Raw genomic sequence first — 21,693 nt, forward strand, 5'->3', positions numbered from 1 at the left:
ATATCAAGGAGCTTACAAATCGATTGTACCTTATTATAGTCAATGAAGTGTTTACTATTTCTCCGTCAAATGAGGCCGAAAATATTTGAAAAGTATCCCAGTGGTCTTCTGAAACAACTTCACATGAAATCAGTAAAAGGGCCGCCGTTAAAAATCGGCGGCCCTGTCATTGTTAGCAACAATAATCAATTACCATCCCGGATTTTGACCAAGATTAGGATTTCGCTCATATTGAGTATTCGGAACTGGCCACAGATAATTCTTGGGGCTTTCAAAAGCGCGGTTCCATTGTACGGTTAGGTAGCCATCCGCACTCTTACGGTAGGTAGATGCACTAAGTTGCGGAAACCAGGAAGCCTTGACGCCTTCGATATCGTTCCCTAGCACTTCTCCTTGCTTCCACCTTCTGACATCAAAATAGCGATGGCCTTCAAGCGCGAGTTCTACGCGTCGCTCTCTGCGGATTTCTTCTCGCACATCCATATTATGCTGCGCTAAAAAAGCGAGATTCATTCTTTTCATACCGACACGGTCACGTAAAAGATTGATCGACATGTCAAGATCAGCTTGCGTAAGTTTCTCTTGCTCCAAACGCGCCTCAGCATAATTCAGGAGAACCTCGGCGTACCTGATATGGTGGATATCATTGTCATCTCTATTATAATTAGGCACTGCGGTTGGCTCAACATACTTTTTGAAATAATAGCCCGTCGTGGTAACCGATCCCCTGCCATCCTGGCTAAATTTGGGAACCCTATAGATCGTCGGATCCGGATTTTCTGCTATTGGTCTTCCATCGTACCGGCCTCCCCACTTATCACCAGGCACCAGTATTGTTTGCGTCATACGTGGATCCCTATTCTTAAATACATCTTCATAACTGGCGTCGCTGTAAAGAGGTGATTTATCAATAGGCAGACCATCCGAACATAAGTAGGATTCCACTAATGAGCGTGTAGGGACGAAGCGTGCAAATTGATCAGGTACTTGGATCTCCCTACTCAGGTTATGCATGATCACATCTGCTAGATGCAGCCTGGCAAAAATGGTTTCTTTATTCCCTCCTCCGGACAGTTTTCCTGCACGTGTAAACAGCTCTTGATATGACGTTGCCGGATTACCGCTAGAGTAAAGTTGATAGACCCCCATGTCGATGACGGCTTTGGCTGCCTGTTCTGCTATTTCATAACGACCATACGTCAGCGCTATACGTGATTTCAACGCAAGAGCTGTCCCTTTGCTGATACGCCCCAGGTTCTCGCCCGTCGGGATCGCCTCAGGAAGGAGCACTGCAGCTTCGTCAAGCTCTTTTAGCAGAAAATCAACCACCTCCTCTTGAGGGTTGCGACCAGCATAAACCTCCGGATCGTCAGGGTTAAGAGTCTTGGTAATTAATGGGATATCACCAAAAAAAGAAGTTAAAAAACTGTATCCCAATGCTCTGATCACCCGGACTTCGGCGGCCAAACGCTCTTTTGCACCGGGTTGGTCCTCTCTAGCTTTGCCATAATTCTCTAAAAAAGCATTACATTCCCGAATGTCACGGTACATATTTTGCCACTCGGCATTGACTGTTGGTTGGGTGGTAGGAAATACGCCCGAACCGATATCTTTATATTGGTAAGAACTCGGCCACATCGTATTTTCAGCCAAGTTTTCCATATCAACAAGATTCTTTGCTTTAACGCGGGAGTATATAGCCGTCACCGCCATCTCCAACTGTTCCTGCGTCTCCCAGTAGGTCTCATCTGCTATTTCATCCTGAGGCAGGCGGTCTAAGAAATCACTACATGAGGATAATGCACCGGCTCCCAGCACAAGTGCTATAAATAACTTATTTCTTAATTGAATATTGATTTTCATGACAAATTACTTAAGATTAACGTTTAGGCCTAGGACAAATGTTTTGACCTGCGGATAGTATTGTCCCGAATTGGCGACTGGAACTTCCGGATCATAGCCATAGAAGAAATTTGTTTTAGTAAAAAGATTGTCTGCAGATGCATAGATCCGCAGTTTAGATATACGTGCCTTTTTTGTCCATTCGGGCGAAAAAGTGTAGCCTATCTGTACGTTTTTGAGCCGTAAATACGATGCATCTTCAATCCACTTAGAGGACATACGGGTGTTATGAACTTTCATATAAACGAAACGTGGATAACTCGCATCGGTATTGTCCGGTGTCCATCGGTCCAAGTGTACCTTTTGCGGCATCGCACTGTTATTGATAAACGGGTGTCTGGCGTTCCCTGCTAAGTAGCCGTCTGCCTTCCCAACACCTTGTAAGAAAAAGCTAAAATCAAAACTTTTATAGTTGAGGTCTCCACGGAATCCGTATGTATAGCGCGGAATATCACTTCCGAGAATATGTCTATCCGCGCCAACAGTTATTTCGGTCGCGTTTGGATCCGTTGGCACGTAAATCAAATCCCCAGGTGCGACAAGATCACCTTTCTGAAATGGAAACTTAGGTACGTACTCGCCATCCACAATGTTAAAATCACTTTCTTGCGCAATTCTATCTGCTTTAAATCCATAGAAAGCGTCCAGCGGATGGCCTTCCAATCGAACTCTGTCGCCGAGGTTCATAGCGTGATCCTCTAATCGGGTAATTTTATTGCGTACATCTGAGAGATTAACATTTGCCCGATAACCGAAATCTCCTATATTGTCCTGCCAACCTAGGTTCAGTTCCCACCCTTTATTTTGCACAGAGCCTACGTTTTGTGGTGGGTAGCCGTTGCCTACACCAATAACATCGGGCAGCGGCGGATTCAAAAGGATATCGTTTGTGTTGTTTATAAAATATTCCGCGGTAACGTTCAGACGACGAGATAAAAACGCAAGATCCATTCCCACGTTCAGCTTCTCCGAGGATTCCCATGTCACGGTCTGGTTAGGAATGTAGGTTTGTCTGAAACCAACCCTTCCCACATTACCGATCGGATTATTGCTTGTTACCTGCACGGGCTCCAGCACGGCTAGGTACCCGTAATCCATCACCTCGCCCTTTTGTAGGCTCCATACCTTATCATTGCCCTGTGTACCGTAGGAAAAACGCAGCTTACCAAAGTTCCAAAAATCGCGAATCTCATCGAAGAAACTTTCTTCGCTGAAGACCCATCCGGCGGAAAACGATCCGAACCAGTTCCAACGGACATCTGGATGGAAGCGTGAAGAACCGTCCCTACGGAAATTCCCTTCTATCAAGTATTTATTCTCAAAGTCATAATTGACCCGCCCGAAAAATGACATTAGTGCATTTTGTCTGCTCCCGCTGCTGTTTAACTGGTTATCTGTACCAATAGCGAGCGATGGCAGGTCAACCGGGAGATACGTTCTAGAAGCTCCAAAATCACTACCAACATTTTCCTCCAGGGAATACCCCAACAACGCTTTTATATTATGCCGTTCATTTATTGACTTCGAATAGTTAGCCGTTCCGATAAAGGTCTGGTAAGTAGCGGAATAATGGTCCATATCGATCCTATTAGGATTATTTGTTTGATAGATCAGCGCATTATCATCCGGACTATAGTACTTTATTGTCTTTTGAAGGGTGGTCCTTTTTGAATTGTATTTAACAAGTCCATATTGACCTTTCAGGTCCAAGCCTTTAAAGAGGTTTAATGTCGCGCTGATATTCGCCGTTATCTCCTGGGAAGTAAAGCTGTTTGTCCCCCCATCGGTGGCTACCGCTACGGGATTGGATTGACCTCCGTGATACCCCCAGCTGCCATTCGTGAAACGAACCGGTACTAAGGGCCGGATGCTTGTAGCGCCCGATAACGCACTCAATCCGTTGGCACTGCCATCGTATGAACGATCTACATAACCAAGGTTTCCGTCGATATTTAGACGATCTAAAACCTGCGTGTTCAGTCTTAAACGTGCATTATGCCTATGTGCTTTAAAATTATCGCCCACCACTAAACCACCTTCGTTTAAATAACCATAAGAAGCATAGTATTGCGTTTTATCACCTCCGCCATTTAGACTCAAGTTATGATTTTGCTGAGGCGCACTTCTCCGATAGGTCTCTTCGATCCAGTCCGTATTTGCAAAATAGTTTGGATCTGACCCATTTCTGGCTATCTCTATCTGCTGGTCTGTATAAGTTGGGTTTTGTCCTGCGTTGATGTTCGCTTCGTTCTGCAGCATCATGTAATCTGCAGAACCGACAAATTCAGGAAGCGCAGTAGGAGTCTGCCATCCAAGATAGCTGTTTAAGCTGATGTTCGTAACTCCGGAAGATCCCTTTTTTGTCGTCACCATTATGACACCATTTGCTCCCCGAACCCCGTAGATCGATGAAGAAGCGGCATCTTTCAGTACGGAAATGCTCTCTATATCATCAGGATTGAGGATGTTGAGATTTCCACCGGGTATACCGTCGATAACGATAAGCGGATTGGCATCGCCCCAAGTACCGACCCCGCGGATCCGGAACTGTGGAGACCGGTTACCGGGAGCAGTATTGCCGGTACTTCGAACCGTTAAGCCTGGAATCTGGCCTTGGAGCCCCTGACCAATGTTTGCAATAGGCCGATTCTCTAGCTCTTTACCTGAAATAGCGCTAACCGCTCCAGTCAGATTCGCTTTTCTCTGTGTACCATATCCGACAACAACGACTTCTTCAATGTCGCCAGATTTTGACTGCAAAGTAATATTTGCAGTTGCACGTCCCTTTGTTTCTACCTCCTTCGATACATAAGCGATATGCTCGAACACTAGAGTAGCTGCGCCTGGATCCAAAGCAATAGAAAAACTTCCATCGGCTGCAGTATTGGTCGTTTGTCCCCGTCTTCCTTTCAGAGACACGGTTACGCCCTCTACAGGACTTCCGTTTTCGTCGACCACCTGACCTTTAAAAATAGTCTGTAGTGGTTTCAGCACCGGAGATAAATACGTTTTGCTTTTTTTTACAACAATATAGTTGTCTACAATTTTATAGTCCAGGCCGTGCTGGCGCAAGATGATATCTAAACCTGTTTCAAGGTCTACAGAATTAAGATAGGCGTTCTCAAGGAACACTTCTCCAATCTCTGCCTTATCATACACAAATCGGTAAGGAACCTGTTTTTCAATTTTCGTAAACAAGGTGGTGAGGTTTGCTTTTGTGTCATTTAACGAAAAGCGCTGTCCAAAAGTTGACGCACTTACCGTAGTTAACGAAAGGATAAGAATTGCAACGGCAAATTTCATAATTCCTAAAAGTCGGCGAAGTTTATTTGGATGATGTCCATAAACTTTCAAATCAAAATGCATATTTTAGTTCGATTTTAGTTCTGTTAAATAAATAGTAAATGTCAGTAACTGTTTTTCTAATGGACGAGAGTCACTTGGCTCAGGAAGTGTTCCCGCACTTCCTGATTGCTAATCTCGCCTGTCTGATAGTTTGTTCTATACTTACATAGGCTTCTCATTTTTTACGTTAATAATCAATTCGTTATTTCTATAGGACCCGGCTAGTCCAAGGTAATCAAGCATGTCCAACATCTTCGACAGAGTGAGGTCTTTCCTAATCTGACCGTTAATCTGATGATGGGACACTCCACCTTTAACTTTTACTTGAATGTCATACCAGCGGGACAGCTCATCTGCCACCTGATATGCATTCGCATTTTGAAAGTTGAATATTCCCTGCTTCCACATAACGATCTGTTGTATATCTTTCCGGCTTGCTGTACGCAGACTCCCGTCTGCAGATATCGTGGTTAGTTCAGAAGGCCTCATATTGACTACAGCTTTTTCTGTCTTTAGTCTAATGCTTCCCTCAAGCAGACCGACTTCACCTTTATCTCGTTTATAGGTGTTCACGTTGAACTTTGTTCCCAAGACTTCTATTTCGCCAAGGGTACTTTTCACAATAAACCGCTGTTGTCTCCGTTTGGAAACTTCGAAATATACCTCACCCGTGATCTCTACAATGCGATCTGCCGTATTCATATTTAAATTGAACACTAACGAAGATGCTGCATTTAACCAAACTTTAGTTCCGTCGGGCAAAATAAAATTAACCGTGCCCCCTCGTGGCGTACTAATGGTATGCCGGCCGTGCATGGTTGAGCCTCCTAGACTTTGGTATTGCAGGTCACCCGTCAGCAAACGGACGATTTTAAAATTCGGACCAGTTGCTGTTCCGCCAACTTCTATAGAATCTAGCGCAAAATAATTCCCATCCTGGGTCTTTACAATCGCACGCTCGCCACCAGGCGATAAATCTTCCACTTCACCAATGCCCGCTACTACATTCTCCGAATCAGTTTTTAAATCAATATCGGGCCAGAAAATCCACGAGCCTAGACACAGGATGACCAAACAAGCAGCAACAGATATCCATCGTCTGTAAACGATCGGACGGCTTTTCGTTGATTTCTGAGGTCCCAATCTATTGTCTTTAAAAATGCGTTGTATTACTTCCTCGCGGGCTGTAGAATCGAGGGCTGATGACGCTACATAGGCTTCTTTGCTATCCGTATCAAGCATTTCGTTGAACAATCGGTTCTGCTCCCCCTCCGGAATCGAGTGAAATAGCCGATCTAGAACAACCTGTTCTTGATCACTAATAGTTTCGTGAATCTTTTTTGATAATAGCCGTATAAATAGTTCTTTGTCGTCCTGCATTTTGCTTAAAAGCTAGAGCTTTTCTTACAAGACAACTCCCAGATTAAAAAGGGGGTACTGGGAAAATAAAAAAACAAAAAATAATAGACACAATCGAATCTTTGTTACTGATTAGAAACTTCTTTATCGAGTCCGCAGCCAACTGGAGGTATTTTTTGACCGTGTCCCGGGAAATCTGCATCTCTTCTGCGATCTCCAAATATTTTTTCCGGTCATGTCTGCTAAGTTTATAAACACGTTGTTGTTGGGGAGGTAGGTTTTCTATAGCTTGATCCAACCAACTGTAGTACAACACTTCTTGGTTTTCTAATGGCGTACCCAACTTTTCCTCATTATTCAACAGGCAAAACTCTTTCTCCAGAACACTTCTACGTACGTTTTTCTTAAGCTGATTAAGCGAGAGGCGGCGGGCTATTGTGACTAGATAAGCTTCCATATTACGAATTTCTCCGACCTCTTCCCGAGATTGCCATAAAGCAAGAAAGGTATCATGGACGACTTCCATTGCTTGCTCTTGGCACCTAACAGTCCGACATACTTCAAAATTTATGCGGTCAAAAAACAAACCATAGAGACTTTTAAAGGCATTTTCATCGCCCATACGGAGAGACTCGTATAATTTGAACTGTTCTTTTTCGCTCATGAGATTGCATGTAATCTTTAGCCCATGCAAAGCTAATATAAGACTTTTTGAATCTACATCTTCCACTTGTTAATTTTATATTAACAATTAACATGAGCGTTCAATACGTTGATGAAAAAAAAATTAGAACAGAGAATCGATCCCTGAATATTCGTGTAAATAAAGCAGAACAAATGGTGTCAAACTAATGAGATACGAAATTCCATCGGTGTCAAACCCGTTTTTTTAATAAACAGCTTGTTTAAGTGTTGAGGTTCGGTAAAGCCAATTTTGTATGCTATCTCGGCGACAGAAAGTTCTGACTCGGCGAGCAACTTTTTGGTTACTTCTACAATCTTTTGTTCAATCTCCACCGCAGCCGATTTGTCGCCGGTAAATAGCATAACATCATTCAAATAGCGAGTCGTACAATTCAGGCGCGTTGCCATGTCTATCAAGCTCGGCACTTGTGAATTTCTCCGATCATTTAGATCAAACGCATGTTCAAGTAGCAACTTAAACTTTTCTCTAACGGATAATAAATAACGAGACTGCTCATTAAAGAAACGAGAATAGAATCTGCTTACATTAAATATCAACAACTCAAGAGAAGCAAACAGAATATCTTTTGTCTTATCATCAGCATTTCGTTCGCATTCCCGTTCGATGAGATTAAAAATCTGATTAATTGTCGTTTTCTCTTCGTTGGAGAGAGGTACAGCTTCTTTCGGGGAATAATCAATGAACCCGAAAGTCCTAAGTTTACCGACCAAATTGTAGCTCTTAAAATAACTAGGCGGGAACCCAAAGAACACTCCGGATTGCATAATAAAATCCAGGTTCAAAAAATTTCGGCGATGGAGAAACATAATGGAGCTGCTACGCGCTCCAGTCTCTCCGGTAAGCTCTCCCATCACAACAAAATAGTACCCCATGTGTACACGGGATTCGACCTCTTCGTGCAAATTTGACGCGCTGGAAAAGGAGCCAAATGCGATTTCATCCCTCTTATCACGTTTTCTTAGCATTTCAGCTTCTTCTTTTTCTTGCATATTTTTAAATATATACTTTTTCGATAGCAGGCACAAGTTAAAGACACCATCTCTTACAAATTCATGCGCCTTCCCCTCGAATACACCATCTCTTTCAAGGAACACCTGGCTGCAAAAAGAAATTTAATGCGAAACTTCGCTTTTTTACCTTTTTTTTAAGGATTTTGATAAGTAATGAAAACTCGTGCTTTAGTAACTTTAGGTTTAGTATTAAGTCATCATTTCATAAATAAACGATGTTGAAATTTCAAAAAAATATTGTTTCCGCCGCGGTAGCAGTAGTAGCCTTTTGGTTATGCGCATTTTCTGTAGCCCATGCTTGGGGCATGCTCAGCGGTGATCAGTCTCAACTTTTAGACTATCAGAATGTACTTTCGAAAGAACCAAAAGAAGCGCTTACCACTTTCGTAATGATGGGGTTCCGACTGGTGGGTCTTTTTCTCGGAATTGGAGCCCTATTAATATTAGCCTCTTTATTTTTACGGCGAGAGTTCAGGCAAATCCAAGATGCAGTTCTTCTAAAATGGGCACTCCTTTCGTTCGTTATTGCAGGAACAATTTATGGTGGTTTGATGCGCATTGTCAGTAACCAACAAGGGGCCGCACTGCTGTTTTTTTTCAGCATGCTACTGTATCTGGTACTATATAGTCTAGTAGGACAGCGTACAAAAACCAATGGTCTATTTAATTCCATCGTGCTATTGCCCTTGTATGCTATCCTTCTTTACACGATGGGTATGCCCGGCTGGGCTAAAATATTTGGAGGAGACCAAGTGATCAACCGGTATGTGAACATGTTCAGTCAGAGTTTTATCGCCGATCTGCCTGGTGGCACAGCTTTGATGATTTATATACTAGGTATACTGGAATTAGCCGTACCAGCCTTCCTGACCATTAGTTTAGCTAGTGGAGAATTTAAACTGTATGCCGACAAAATATGGTTCAACTATGCCCTGTTGCTCAGTATCTTTACGTTCGGAATGCTTTGTTTCGGGCTGGCCGTCCTACTCAATTTTGCGGGCTCCACCAATCTCGTGTTTTACCCAATCTTTACCCTACTGATATTGGTTAGCTTAAACAAAACAATCAAACGAAACAAAAGATACAGCGATGAAGCATGATCATTCGAAAATGAAACAGGTCCAACTCCTCCTGCTTATTTTATCATTCATAGCCGTGGGCCAAGCTTTCGGCCAACAAGATTCAACACTGATCGGTGCCGAATATGTGGACCACACTCCTTACAAAAACCGGGAGGTGCTACCTGATGTATTCGGTCAGCCGGATAGTACGCTTGAAAAAACATTTACCCTTGTTAAAGGCAATTTGTACCGCCATACCAACGGCACGCTGCCTGCCCTACACAGCGGCTTGGTTTTAGTTACCAAAGCAGGGGCTATTGTAATAGACCCGGCATTAACACAAGCGGCCATTTGGTTGAATGATGAAATAAAGAAACGGTTCAACGTGCCGGTTAAATATGTCATCCTTACCCATGCACATTATGACCATGCTGGAGGTTCCCAGGTCTTTCAGAAAGATGGAGCCAAGGTCATTGTACAGAAGAAAGGATTAGAACCCATCATTGGCGAGAAACTCCCGATAGCAATACCTGATATAGTTTTCGACGAACAGCTTATCATTAAATTAGGCGGTGAGACGGTGGTAGTAAAGCATATCGCCCCGAGTCATTCCAACAACATGTCAGTTGTACTTTTTCCGGAATATAAAGCCCTGCAATTGACGGATATCGGACAATCGAAAACCATGCCTTACAACGATTTTTTGGACTTCCATTATGACGGTTGGATAGAAACCTTAGACTGGGTCCTGAAACAAGATGTGGACCATATCGATGTTGGACATTATACAGCTGCTACGCTCGACGATATACGAGCGGAACGCGACTATCTCGTCGATCTACACCAACAGGTACTGGACCTCGTTAGGCAGGGACAGAGCTGGGATCAGTTGTATCGTAATATTAAGTTTTCCGACGAAGTGAAAAGCTGGTTTGGTTTCGAAACCATGAGCAAACTTAATGTCCTTGGCATGTACCGATGGGTAATCCATCATAGGCGAGGTCTGTGGTAATCACTTTTTTGCGCGCAACGTAAACAACAATTCGAGCTTTTTAAATTGTCCCGATGGTAAATACCAACATGTGCCATTAATGGACGGGAAGGCCTTCCCCACCCGGCCCTGACGATCCAAATCTACCGTTTTAATTTCAAACATTCATTCAACCAAAATCCTTCGGACGGAGATAAATAAACTCCGTCCCTTTTCTTGGAAATAACGATCGATTCTAACAACTAGCGTTTTGTCCAAATAAATCCACTTCAGATTTATGCACACGGGTTAACAGTAAGAAAAATGCCTACAAAGACGTAACTTTTGAAAGTAACAGGTAGAAATTTATCAGGACATTCTGTATTTTAGAGCAAAATATTTCTCGTATAAACAAGCGTTACCAAACTAATTATGATAAGCCGAATGCGGAACCAAAGCTTAAATGAGATCCCAGATATTGTACGTTAAATTAATGGTTTTTATGATATATTGGCATTTTATAGCATGAAAAATAGAGACGAAAAATTGCAGCGTATTATTGACTGGGCAGAAGACAATCGGGACATTAGAGCAGTATTGCTAACAAGTTCGCTTGTTAATCCCTTAGCCCCGACAGATGAATTTAGTGATTTGGATATTGAACTTGTTTTCGAGCAAAACGATACATATATCTCAGAAAATAATTGGACACAACATTTCGGCAATCCTATAGCAATGGTTGAAGAAGATGAAACCCATTTTGATTACAAGCACGCAATGAAAATGGTTTTGTACGACGATTATGTGAAGGTAGATTTCAAACTGTATAGCAAGAAAGAATTTTTAGAAGAAGTCCAACAACACGAATTGTGTGACGATTGGGATATTGGCTATAAAGTTTTGGTTGATAAAGATAGCATAACCCAAGACATGAAAAAGCCGACTTATCAAGCTTCTATTATCAAAATGCCAACGGAGCAGAAGTTTAGACAAGTTTTAAATGATTTTTGGTGGGATACAACGTATGTAGCAAAATGTCTCGTTAGGAAAGAACTGATATATGCAAAATTTATGTCGGAAAACAATATCCGAACCGCTTATTTGATCCCTCTAATTGAATGGTATATAGCCAGCCAGCACGAATGGAAAATAACAACAAATAAATTCGGAAGATTATTTAAAAAATACCTTACACCCACAATATGGAAGAAAGTGGAACAAACATTTTCTGGGAGTAATATGGAAGATAATTGGAATGCTTTGTTTGAAATGGCTGATTTGGCATCAGAAATAGGGCAACAATTGGCAGAAAAATTAGGGTACGAGTATCCTATAAAGTTAGAAACTGATATAAGAAAGTATTTGCGCTATTGTAAAGAAAACTATTTGAACAAACTATAAGATTAGAAAACTAGCGGATATATACAGGAAGGTGAAGCGTTTCTGAAGGAGGATGTAAATAATCCAAGTTATATGTATTCAATGTTTGAAAAGCGGGAAGGCTTCAAATCCTTAGAGATGAAAAACATAAAAATTGAGATCAAATGGGCTGTATTCTTCGCGATCATGACCCTTGTGTGGATGTTCCTGGAAAAGCTGAGCGGATTGCACGGAAAATATATAGACTATCACCTTTACCTTACCAACCTTTTTGTCTTCCCCGCAATCTGGTTTATGGTTCTGGCGCTAAAAGACAAAAAGAGGAATTTTTACAATGGAAGTATGACCTATAAACAGGGCCTGATCTCGGGAATCGTTCTTTCCCTGCTCCTTGCTGTTTTAAGCCCGCTTACGCAGTGGATCATTTCCTATGTCATCACCCCCGAATACTTTCCGAATGTGATCAAACGTTCGGTGGAACTGGAGTATTATAAAACGACTGCCGATGCACAAGCCCATTTTAATTACAAAAGCTACGCCGTCAGCTCTACCATTTTTTTCTTTGTATTCGGCGTAGTCACCACAGCCATGGTTATGCTATTTTTACGCACGAGGAAAAAGTAATCGATCTGGAATAATATATTATGAAAGCCGTCGGAAATACCGTTGAAGAAATCCTGGCAAATGTCCCGAAAGACCGGTCAGAAGCCTTTAGTAAACTGCACAATACCATAGTGCAAAACCTGCCCCAAGGGTTTATTGCCGCAATCAGTTACGGCGGTTTGGGGTATGTTGTCCCGCACAGCCTTTATCCCGCAGGCTACCATTGCAAGCCTGCCGAACCACTTCCCTTTGCCGGAATCGCTTCACAGAAGAACTCCCTCAACCTCTACCACATGGGGATATATTCCGATCCTGCACTATTGGAATGGTTCGTTTCGGAATATCCGAAACACAGCGGGCAGAAGCTGGATATGGGTAAAAGTTGTATCCGGTTTAAAAAACCGGAAGATATCCCGTTCGGGCTCATTGGCGAACTGATGAAAAAAATGAGCGTGGAACAGTGGATTTCATTATACGAGAGTAAACTGAAAAAATAATCTTTATATCCATCAAAAAATCAAAGACAATGGCAACAGTAAACACGTATTTAACCTTTAACGGAAATTGCGAAGAAGCATTCAATTTCTACAAATCGGTATTTGGCGGCGAATTCCCGTACGTTGGACGCTTCAGGGATATGCCGACAGACGGAGACAAAAATGTATCTGAAGAAGAAGGAAACAGGATCATGCACATTTCTTTACCCATCAGCAAAGAGACTATCCTTTTGGGTAGTGACACCGGCGGAGAGTGGGCATCCAATTATTCGGCAGGTAATAATTTCTCTATTTCCGTCAATTCAGAAAGCAGGGAGGAAGCCGACAAGTTATTCAACGGGCTTTCAGCCGGCGGACAGGTAACGATGCCCATGGCGGACACTTTTTGGGGCTCCTATTTCGGGATGCTGACCGATAAGTTCGGGATCAACTGGATGGTCAGTTTTGAAACGCAACAGCACGGATAATGAGTATTGACGCATTATTTAAGGATAAGGCCATTAAAGCCAAGTGGAAGGTTAAAAACCTTGGCCAGTGGTTATTGGACGGTTCGCTTCCGACGGATGAACTATTGGCTTTTGCTAACAGACAAAAACCTGCCGACAAAGCGACCTGCATCGAGGCCATAGAATTTGCCACCAAAAAGTCACCGGGCATTGCCGACGAGATCCTGTTGGAGTACGTCACCCAAACCTTGAAAGAGGATGAGCCAAGACTCAAATGGGAAAGCGCCAAAGTGATCGGAAACATTGCCGCACTTTTCCCGGGTGATCTGGAAAAATCAATCGCCAATCTCCTGCCCAATGCCGAAAACAATGGTACCGTAGTACGCTGGGCAACCGCTTACGCGTTAGCAGAAATTGTAAAATTAAAAACAGAAATCAATAAGAAACTATTGTCCGAGATTGAACTCCTTTGCGAAAGGGAAAGTGACAACGGAGTAAAGAAAAAATATCTGGACGCCCTGAAAAAAGTCAAAAAATAAAATAGCTGAAAAATGCAACATAGCCAGGTAGAAAAATCTATCTTTTCCAAAATGAACCCCCTTATTACTGCATTTTATGAATAAAAATATTATTCTTAATCGGCTGTGCTACAAAGTAAGTTCGGACAACGTACCGGTGATGTATATACACCAAGGCACCTCCTTGCGCACTTGTATTCACATTTTATAATATGACCGACAACGGGGCTTCTATGTCAAAAGGTGTCGCAATGAAAACGCCTGAATCTTCATAACTTGTAATTTTTAAAATCAGCATGTTAGAATATTTGCCCTTATACATTCCTATTATTTTTGGACTGACGACCGTCCTAACGCTGTTGTTGTTCTTTTGGACTATCACAAAATCAAACTTCCAACCAGTTAAGCAAAACTCGATTAAAATTTTAATCGGATTAATAGTATGGTTGATTATTCAAGCGGTTTCGACACTTCAGAATGTTTATAGCGCCCATGTTGACTTTTTTCCGCCAACTATTTTATTAATGGGGATATTACCTGCACTATTTACAATAGTAGGTTTGTTCGTAACACAAAAAGGACGGCAGTTTATCGACAGTTTTCCCTTAATAGACCTTACTTATCTAAATATAGTAAGAGTACCTGTGGAACTGGTATTGTTCTGGCTTTTTCTATACAAAGCAACACCTGAACTGATGACCTTTGAAGGACGGAACTTGGATATTATTGCAGGTATAACAGCACCAATAGTCGCATACTTTGGGTTGGTAAAAGGTAAGATTGACCGAAAGCTAATTTTGATCTGGAATATAATCTGTCTCGGGCTTTTGATAAACATTGTGCTAAATGCTTTTTTATCCGCGCCATCTCCGGTACAAAAATTTGCATTTGACCAACCGAATATCGCCATATTGCATTTCCCTTTTAGTTGGCTACCAACTTTTATTGTTCCTGTGATTGTGTTTGGGCATCTTACTTCAATTAGGCAATTATTGAAACATAGGAATTAAATGAGCCTTACAGTAAAACAAAATGAACCTCACAGAAAAGCAAACCAATTACAAAATTTCTAAATTTGTATGCTTACAAAGCCATCAGAATATGAATGTACAGCAAGAAGAAAAACACGACACCTTAAGCTATTCGGGCATATTCCTTTCGTGCTTCTCCGAATATGGCGCACACTGTGTACACTCCAAACCCGAACACGTATTGGTTTATATTTATTCGGGCGAACAGATAGTTATTGACAGGAATAAAAAGACCGTTCTAAAAGCTGGAGAATGTGCATTCATCAGGCGGGATAACCGTCTGCAAATGTTTAAGAACAGCAAAGGCGCAGATTTTTACAAAGGCATTTCGCTGACATTCCAACGGAATGTATTACGGGAATTTTACAGCAAGATGAATAAGGCACATATACCCAAAGATGTGCCTGTATCCGATAAAAAAGTATTCAAGCTAAAGCCAAGCCCTGCAATTGAGAGCGTGTTCCAGTCGCTAACGCCATATTTTGACAGCAATGTAAAGCCGACAGAGGGCGTAATACATTTAAAACTATTGGAAGGCATGTATGCTTTGCTCAACAGTTCGGAGGAATTTTATCCGATACTCTTTGATTTTGCCGACCCGTGGAAAATTGACCTGCTGGAGTTCCTGAACGAGAACTATATGCAGGAGCTTTCAATGGAACAGATCGCAGCTTTTACGGGGCGAAGTCTCGCAACATTCAAACGGGATTTTAAAAAGATAAGCAGCCTTACACCCCAAAAGTGGCTCATCAATAAACGTCTGGAAATGGCTTACATCCAACTCAAAGAAGAAAAGAAAAAGGTACAGGAAGTTTATACGGAAGTAGGTTTTAAAAACCTTTCCCACTTTTCGACTGCATTTAAAAAGCAATATGGCATACCACCTACGGAAATACATCAATAATGAATATCAGAAAAGTAATTTTAAAAGATATTGAACAACTTCAGCAAATAGGCCGGAAAACTTTTTCAGAAACATTTTCTTCGCGCAATACTAAAGAGAATATGGCCGCTTATTTAGCAGAGGGATTTTCCAAAGAAAAGCTGACGGAAGAACTGAACAATGAAAGTTCGGAGTTTTATTTTGCGCTATTTGATAACCACGTAATCGGCTATTTGAAAATCAATTTCGGGCAATCGCAAACAGAATTGCAGGACGACACAGCACTTGAAATTGAACGCATTTATGTTCTTAGGGAATTTCACGGTAAAAAAGTCGGACAAGTGCTTTATGAAAAGGCGATTGAAATTGCCAAACAGAAAAATGCCGACTATGTATGGTTAGGAGTTTGGGAAGAAAATTCAAGAGCAATCCGCTTTTACAAGAAAAATGGTTTTGTTGAATTTGACCAGCATATTTTCAAATTAGGCGATGACGAACAGACCGATATAATGATGAAGCTACAAATAAAACAGGGAATTCAGTAAGTTGAGATTGAGCCTTACGGAAAAGTAATTTGAGCCTTACAGCAAAACCGCTGTAAGGCTTTGTTTTTAACTTTGTATCGTAAAAAGTAAGGCAATGAAAACAACGACAGATATTTTTGAACGATTACGCAATGGGGAAAGCATACCGTTCAGCGACCCTCAATATTCCAGAATAGTACAGGCGTGTAACGATACAAAAAAAATGCTGCGTCAGTTGAACAACGCAGCCGAGCCCGGCGAAACAAGAACGATATTACGTCAAATTACAGGCAGCCGGATTGACGAAACCACGACTGTATTTACACCGCTACACATCAACTACGGTCGGCACACAAAAATTGGAAAAAATGTATTTATCAACTTCGATTGCGTATTGCTTGATTTGGGCGGTATCACGATTGAAGACCATGTACTGATCGCACCTAAGGTCAGCCTGCTATCAGAGGGACACCCCATAACGCCCGAAACTAGGGCAACGCTGACCACCGGGCATATTCATATCAAAAAGAATGCTTGGATTGGCGCAGGTGCTACCGTTATGCAGGGCGTAACTATTGGCGAAAATGCCATAGTAGCCGCAGGCGCGGTCGTTTCAAAGGATGTTCCCGATAACGTTGTCGTAGGCGGCATTCCGGCAAAAATCATTAAGTCAATTTAAAATAGAGAGATATGAAAAGATTATCAGTTTTAGCAGTAGTAAGCCTGATGCTTTTAGGGCAATCCTGCACACAGCATACAAACAATAGAAATTCAGAGAAAATGAACGATACAGTAAAAACAGAATATTATACGTTTGAGTTGAGCGACAAGGTAACCCGCGAGAAAGTGACTTTTAAAAACCGCTACGGCATTACACTATCCGGCGATTTATACATCCCGAAAAACCACGGTAATGAGCCTTTGGCGGCACTTGCCATCAGTGGACCGTTCGGAGCTGTGAAAGAACAATCATCGGGATTGTATGCCAACCAAATGGCAGAACGTGGATTTATTGCACTGGCATTCGACCCGTCCTATACGGGTGAGAGTGGCGGCGAACCGAGAAATATTGCTTCGTCTGACATTAATACAGAAGATTTCAGCGCCGCAGTAGATTTTCTTGGCATACAGAAAAATATAGACAGAAACAAAATCGGTATCATTGGTATCTGTGGGTTTGGAGGATTTGCACTGAATGCGACAGCTATTGACAAACGGGTAAAAGCGGTAGCTACTACAAGTATGTATGATATTCCACGTGCTTCGTCAAAAGGATATTACGATAAAGTAAGCTTGGAGGAACGTACAAAAACATTGGAGCAGATGAGCCAGCAACGTTGGAAGGATGCAGAAACAGGAACGCTTGCTTATGGAAACTGCCCAAATCCGGATACATTGAAAGGAGATGAACCGCAATTTGTAAAAGATTATTTTAATTATTACAAAACCAAGAGAGGCTTTCATACACGCTCTATCAATTCTAATGCAGCCTGGACTCTGACCAATGGTTTTTCATTAATGAATATGCCAATCTTATCTTACATCAAAGAAATTTCGCCAAGACCTATTTTACTTATTGCAGGGGAAAATGCACATTCCCGTTATTTCAGTGAAGACATTTACAAAATAGCTTCTGAACCAAAGGAATTAATGATTATCCCCAATGCGGTACACGTAGATTTGTATGACAAGGTTGATATTATTCCTTTCAGTAAGTTGGAAACATTCTTTAAAGACAATTTAAAATAGCAACAAGATGATAAAACATTCATTGTTACTATTTTTGGCCTTGACATCCATTTTTATAAGTGCGGCTTCGTCCTGTAATAAAGAAGATGATAATCCCAACATGGAAAATAATACGCCTATGACAAATGGTAAAATAAAAATAAAGGTAGGTTCACAAACCTTTACAGCTACATTATTGGTCAACAATTCCGCAAAGGCATTTCTAGAAATGCTGCCGTTAACCTTCAATATGGTGGAGTTAAATAATAAGGAGAAATACTATGACTTGTCCAGCAGCCTGCCAACCCAATCATCCAATCCCGGAACCATTACAAACGGGGATTTAATGCTGTACGGTTCAAAAACGTTGGTGCTGTTTTACAAAACCTTTTCTACATCGTACAGTTACACGAAATTAGGTGCTGTAGATGATGTAACAGGATGGGCATCGGCATTGGGCTCAAGCAATGTAATCGTTACTTTTGAGAGAGAATAATTATAAACATTGTTTGGCAATCAAGGAATAATAACTGAAAAAGATGGTATAGCTATCTTTTTCCTTTTATGGCAGATTGATTAAAAGATTGCCTAAATTCCAACGGAGAAACCGCTGTACGGTTTTTGAACAAACGATGAAAGGACTGTGAATGCTCAAATCCTAACTGATAAGCAATTTCAGATACGGACATTGACGTAGAGGATAAGAGCTCCTTTGCTTTTTCAATCAGCCTGTTCTGAATATGCTGCTGCGTGGTCTGCCCGGTTTGAACACGAAGCATATCGCTTAAATAGTTGGGACTTAAATGCAGTTCTCCCGCCACAAACTGGACGGTAGGAATGCCTTTTTCTGCCAGTCTTTCAGTTTTAAAATAGTCGTCCAGCAAGGCTTCTAACTTCGTGAGCAAATCGCTGTTGGCTTTCTTTCTGGTCAGGAATTGGCGGTTATAGAAACGGTCACAATACTTTAGCAGCAAATCCATATTGGATATGAGCAAATCCTGTGTAAAGCCATCTATATTGTCGGCTATCTCCCTGCCAATATTTTCTATGATGTGTAGGATGGCTTTCTCTTCTTTCTCAGAAAGGTGCAGTGCTTCATTGGCGACATAAGAGAAATACCCGTAGCCCTTGATTTCTGAAGCTAAGACATAACCGTGAAGAAAATCGGGATGTACCACCAAAACAAATCCCTTTACGCCGTTGAGCAATATATCGTCAAATTCCAATACCTGATGCGGGGCAATGAAATACATAATACCGCCGTCAAAATCATAGTATTGCTGACCGTACTTACATTTGCCGCCTGCACAATCTTTTTTTAAAGCGATCACATAAAAATCGGTGGTAATTGCACTTAAAATGGTTTCCGGTTCCAGTTTTACAGCATCGAAATTAAACACACTAATGAGGGGATTGGATGGTTTCGCCAATCCCAAAAACTGATGCAATGCACTTATCGACGAAACTTTTGCCGGAGCTTTCATTTGCTGGTTTTCAGATTTATACATCGCTAAATTATCGCTTTTATTTTTGTAATGAAAGCTGTTCTTTCTTAATCTGTCCTATACCTTCCCTGTACGTGGTTACCTCAAAATCAGGGAAACGCTTTCTGAATTTGTTATCGTCAAACACATTGTCGTGTTCGTATCTTGGCAACAGCTCTAGCAGTTCCTTTACCCTTTTATTAAATAATGAACCTATCTGAAAAAGGAACTTCGGCATAACAGCATATTTCAGTTCCCTGCCGTAAATACCAGAAGCCAGGGCAATAAATTCCTTGTAGGTAGGATGAATTTCATCAACAGGCAAATGCCAAGTTTGTCCGAAGGCATCGGGCGTATTACCGATTAAGGCGGTTGCCCTACTCGCATCGGGCGTCCAAATCAAACTTCGCTTTTGGCTATCGTTTAGCGGGACTTTCAGTTTTTTTCCCTCTTTGACATTATTAAAAACAAAGGTATTGGTAATGCTCTGCGTCTTACCGGGACCGTAAAACTCTGGCGCACGGCAAATTACGGCCTCCAGTCCGCCCGTCTGTATTTCTCTTAAAACCATTTCCGCCATTGCCTTTCTTACTTGACCTTTCCTGCCCACGGGAGCGAAAGGCGTTTGTTCGGTAAGTACCCGGTCATCCTGCGGATACATATAGGTGTTGTCAAAAAACACCAGCTTTGCACCATTGATTTTACAGGCATCAATCACGTTTTGCGTTATCAACGGAAACTGCTCTTCCCATAAATCCGAGCTTATCGGAAGTCCTAACGTGAAGTAAGCGATTTCACTGCCTTTGACCGCTTCTATTGCCTGCTCCCTGATAGATAGGTCTGCCGAAAACACGGTGTCGCTATCGTTCACTTTCTTCGCATTCCGACTTACAATCCTGATATCAGAGGTAAAATTTCTTTTCAGCTCCCTTGCCAGCTCTTCACCAATCTGCCCGTTGGCTCCTACTATCGTTTGCATCAATATTTATTTTGCGTTTGTCTTTCCAGTTCTTTCATTACCCTTTTTGCCGTTTGCTTTGAACTGAATGGGTTTTGCCCGGTAATGAGGTTCCCGTCCACCACAACTTTTGAGGTCATCGGGATAAAGGCTTTTTTGTAATCAGCCCCTCTTTCTTTTAGTCCGGCTTCAAGATTAAAGGGAACTTCTTTTTTCCTTCTGGCAAGGCTTTCCTCGAACCAACTAAAGCCTGTTAACTTTTTATCCTTCATGAGAAATTCGCCGTTTGATAGTTTCACGTTCAGCAAGCCACTAACACCATGGCAAATAGCGGCTACCATTTTACCGTTTTCATATTGGTTCCGGATGATGGTTTGCATCGTTTTATCATTAGGGAAATCATACATTGTACCGTGTCCGCCTGCGAGATATACTAAATCAAATGCCTCATTGGAAACTTCGAATAAGCTTTTACTGTATTTGAGCAATTCCAGAAAAGAGGTATCACTCCAATAAGATTTGGAAATTTTGTCCAGTGTTAGCGGCTTCAGGCTTTCGGGGTCTATTGGTATATTACCACCATTCGGACTACTAGTAGTAATGTCATAACCCTTTTCCTTTGCGGCATGATACAGATGTGTGAGTTCGCTCAGCCACAATCCTGTTTCTTTGCCACTTGTATAGCTATTAATATTAGTTACAATGATTAGTATTTTCAACATAGTCCTATTCCTATTTTTTTTCAATACAAATTTCCGAATGAAAGTTGATACAGATGTAACCATATCAAAGGAAGTTGTAACAAAATCTCCGTGTTGCTAATACTGTAATTAAGCCGTTCAGCCAAACACTGCCATAGAACGTCACAGGCTGCCACATTCTTAGGGCCACTCCATAGAGACCTTTTTAAATGCACGCCCTTGAACAGTCTTCAGTTTATGGCAAACAACATTACTCCTGTTCATTTTCGCACAAAAACCTGTCCGAAAATGAACACAGCCACTTACTAACACACATCTAATGTGCTGATATTAAATAATTTAATTAAATGGCGAAAAAATTGGTCATATCTCAACAAAAACGATTTAAGTAAAATTTCATCATTCAAGAGATTATGACAACCAATGACTTCAAAATATCTGTTCGTTGCGAATCTCACTAAACCTCTCTGAAATCCCAATTAACAGCATGGGTCATGGATAGGTTTAATAGGAAAAAACAAGAGTATGATCTGCTTGGAAACAATGGTTAAAAATAAATTAAGATCCTCACGCAAGCGCTTAAGAAT

21 protein-coding genes are annotated in these 21,693 nt (G+C 41.5%); 13 read left to right on the forward strand and 8 right to left on the reverse strand.

Annotated elements, in window-relative coordinates:
- Nucleotides 1-189 precede the first annotated feature (189 nt).
- From ACFSR5_RS08005 to ACFSR5_RS08025, 5 genes are all read right to left on the reverse strand, one after another.
- Complete coding sequence (locus ACFSR5_RS08005) at nt 190-1,863, reverse strand: RagB/SusD family nutrient uptake outer membrane protein (protein ID WP_380902478.1); 1,674 nt, start codon at nt 1,861-1,863, stop codon at nt 190-192.
- Nucleotides 1,864-1,869: 6 nt separating this feature from the next.
- Entirely contained in the window at nt 1,870-5,268 is a 3,399-nt protein-coding gene (locus tag ACFSR5_RS08010) for a TonB-dependent receptor (RefSeq protein WP_380902480.1), read from the reverse strand.
- A 141-nt stretch (nt 5,269-5,409) separates the two neighbouring features.
- On the reverse strand, nt 5,410-6,627 hold the full coding sequence (locus ACFSR5_RS08015; protein WP_380902482.1) for a FecR family protein: 1,218 nt from the start codon (nt 6,625-6,627) through the stop codon (nt 5,410-5,412).
- A 43-nt stretch (nt 6,628-6,670) separates the two neighbouring features.
- Nucleotides 6,671-7,270, reverse strand: coding sequence for an RNA polymerase sigma factor (locus ACFSR5_RS08020; protein ID WP_380902484.1), 600 nt, complete (start codon nt 7,268-7,270; stop codon nt 6,671-6,673).
- A gap of 179 nt (nt 7,271-7,449) precedes the next feature.
- Nucleotides 7,450-8,301, reverse strand: coding sequence for a helix-turn-helix domain-containing protein (locus tag ACFSR5_RS08025; RefSeq protein ID WP_380902486.1), 852 nt, complete (start codon nt 8,299-8,301; stop codon nt 7,450-7,452).
- A gap of 236 nt (nt 8,302-8,537) precedes the next feature.
- On the opposite strand from ACFSR5_RS08025, the gene ACFSR5_RS08030 reads away from it, so the two are divergent.
- The 13 genes from ACFSR5_RS08030 to ACFSR5_RS08090 all read left to right on the forward strand — a co-directional run bounded on the left by ACFSR5_RS08030 (nt 8,538) and on the right by ACFSR5_RS08090 (nt 18,459).
- Nucleotides 8,538-9,422 (forward strand): hypothetical protein, encoded by an 885-nt coding sequence (locus tag ACFSR5_RS08030; protein WP_380902488.1) that lies wholly within the window; start codon nt 8,538-8,540, stop codon nt 9,420-9,422.
- Nucleotides 9,412-10,395, forward strand: a complete 984-nt coding sequence (locus ACFSR5_RS08035; protein WP_380902490.1) for an MBL fold metallo-hydrolase — start codon at nt 9,412-9,414, stop codon at nt 10,393-10,395. Before ACFSR5_RS08030 ends, ACFSR5_RS08035 begins: the two co-directional genes overlap by 11 nt.
- Nucleotides 10,396-10,878: 483 nt before the next feature.
- The gene (locus ACFSR5_RS08040) at nt 10,879-11,754 is read left to right on the forward strand and encodes an AadS family aminoglycoside 6-adenylyltransferase (protein WP_380902492.1); all 876 of its coding nucleotides are present in this window, start codon (nt 10,879-10,881) and stop codon (nt 11,752-11,754) included.
- Nucleotides 11,755-11,871: 117 nt separating this feature from the next.
- Nucleotides 11,872-12,357: a DUF4199 domain-containing protein gene (locus ACFSR5_RS08045; protein WP_380902494.1), complete on the forward strand. Its 486-nt coding sequence runs from the start codon at nt 11,872-11,874 to the stop codon at nt 12,355-12,357.
- A 20-nt stretch (nt 12,358-12,377) separates the two neighbouring features.
- Nucleotides 12,378-12,833, forward strand: coding sequence for a DUF1801 domain-containing protein (locus tag ACFSR5_RS08050; RefSeq protein ID WP_380902496.1), 456 nt, complete (start codon nt 12,378-12,380; stop codon nt 12,831-12,833).
- A gap of 29 nt (nt 12,834-12,862) precedes the next feature.
- Nucleotides 12,863-13,300: a VOC family protein gene (locus tag ACFSR5_RS08055; protein WP_380902498.1), complete on the forward strand. Its 438-nt coding sequence runs from the start codon at nt 12,863-12,865 to the stop codon at nt 13,298-13,300.
- Entirely contained in the window at nt 13,300-13,818 is a 519-nt protein-coding gene (locus tag ACFSR5_RS08060) for a hypothetical protein (protein WP_380902500.1), read from the forward strand. The genes ACFSR5_RS08055 and ACFSR5_RS08060 overlap by 1 nt, the downstream gene beginning before the upstream one ends.
- 275 nt (nt 13,819-14,093) lie before the next feature.
- Nucleotides 14,094-14,807, forward strand: coding sequence for a hypothetical protein (locus ACFSR5_RS08065; RefSeq protein WP_380902502.1), 714 nt, complete (start codon nt 14,094-14,096; stop codon nt 14,805-14,807).
- A gap of 22 nt (nt 14,808-14,829) precedes the next feature.
- Nucleotides 14,830-15,732, forward strand: a complete 903-nt coding sequence (locus ACFSR5_RS08070; RefSeq protein ID WP_380902504.1) for a helix-turn-helix domain-containing protein — start codon at nt 14,830-14,832, stop codon at nt 15,730-15,732.
- Nucleotides 15,732-16,256 (forward strand): GNAT family N-acetyltransferase, encoded by a 525-nt coding sequence (locus ACFSR5_RS08075; protein ID WP_380902506.1) that lies wholly within the window; start codon nt 15,732-15,734, stop codon nt 16,254-16,256. Before ACFSR5_RS08070 ends, ACFSR5_RS08075 begins: the two co-directional genes overlap by 1 nt.
- 94 nt (nt 16,257-16,350) lie before the next feature.
- On the forward strand, nt 16,351-16,914 hold the full coding sequence (locus tag ACFSR5_RS08080) for a sugar O-acetyltransferase (protein ID WP_380902508.1): 564 nt from the start codon (nt 16,351-16,353) through the stop codon (nt 16,912-16,914).
- A gap of 11 nt (nt 16,915-16,925) precedes the next feature.
- Entirely contained in the window at nt 16,926-17,984 is a 1,059-nt protein-coding gene (locus ACFSR5_RS08085; protein WP_380902510.1) for an alpha/beta hydrolase, read from the forward strand.
- Between the two features lie 7 nt (nt 17,985-17,991).
- Nucleotides 17,992-18,459: a cyclophilin-like fold protein gene (locus ACFSR5_RS08090; protein WP_380902512.1), complete on the forward strand. Its 468-nt coding sequence runs from the start codon at nt 17,992-17,994 to the stop codon at nt 18,457-18,459.
- A 52-nt stretch (nt 18,460-18,511) separates the two neighbouring features.
- On the opposite strand, the gene ACFSR5_RS08095 is transcribed toward ACFSR5_RS08090, so the two are convergent.
- The 3 genes from ACFSR5_RS08095 to ACFSR5_RS08105 are packed head-to-tail and all read right to left on the reverse strand — an operon-like array spanning nt 18,512 to nt 21,127.
- On the reverse strand, nt 18,512-19,471 hold the full coding sequence (locus ACFSR5_RS08095; protein ID WP_380902514.1) for a helix-turn-helix domain-containing protein: 960 nt from the start codon (nt 19,469-19,471) through the stop codon (nt 18,512-18,514).
- Between the two features lie 16 nt (nt 19,472-19,487).
- Nucleotides 19,488-20,426, reverse strand: a complete 939-nt coding sequence (locus tag ACFSR5_RS08100; protein ID WP_380902516.1) for an NAD-dependent epimerase/dehydratase family protein — start codon at nt 20,424-20,426, stop codon at nt 19,488-19,490.
- Nucleotides 20,426-21,127 carry a type 1 glutamine amidotransferase domain-containing protein gene (locus ACFSR5_RS08105; protein ID WP_380902518.1) on the reverse strand — a complete coding sequence of 234 codons (702 nt, stop codon included), beginning with the start codon at nt 21,125-21,127 and terminating at the stop codon, nt 20,426-20,428. The genes ACFSR5_RS08100 and ACFSR5_RS08105 overlap by 1 nt, the downstream gene beginning before the upstream one ends.
- Nucleotides 21,128-21,693 lie beyond the last annotated feature (566 nt).

It is taken from the genome of Sphingobacterium suaedae (assembly GCF_042684625.1).
Taxonomy (GTDB): Bacteria; Bacteroidota; Bacteroidia; order Sphingobacteriales; family Sphingobacteriaceae; genus Sphingobacterium; species Sphingobacterium suaedae.